This window comes from Nocardioides antri (genome assembly GCF_008373765.1).
GTDB lineage: Bacteria > Actinomycetota > Actinomycetes > Propionibacteriales > Nocardioidaceae > Nocardioides > Nocardioides antri.
The window spans coordinates 1-236 of sequence record NZ_VUJW01000071.1 but is presented as its reverse complement, the minus strand read 5'-3'; the positions used below and the strand labels follow the sequence as shown (position 1 = coordinate 236).

Sequence of the window (236 nt, the reverse complement as noted above, 5' to 3'; positions counted from 1 at the left end):
AGTGGTACCTGCAGCCCGCTAAATACGACAAAGACAATTTGTTCTACATCTACAACCGTGAATACAGCAAGGCTTTGACACTGTCGAGGACGCTTGAAACCTCGGGTAACCGCATGGCCTGGGGATACAATGGTAGAGTGATCGGAAGTCCCGAACATTACGCTTGGGGTGTTAAGGCATTTTAAGTTATATTTTAAATATTCACGAAACCCAACCAGAATGAGTAGCAATGAAAT

1 protein-coding gene is annotated in these 236 nt (G+C 44.1%); it reads left to right on the top strand.

Going from position 1 to position 236, the window contains the following annotated elements:
* On the top strand, nt 1-185 hold a 185-nt coding region (locus tag F0U47_RS22625; protein ID WP_149752329.1), incomplete at its 5' end, for a hypothetical protein.
* Nucleotides 186-236: the final 51 nt, after the last annotated feature.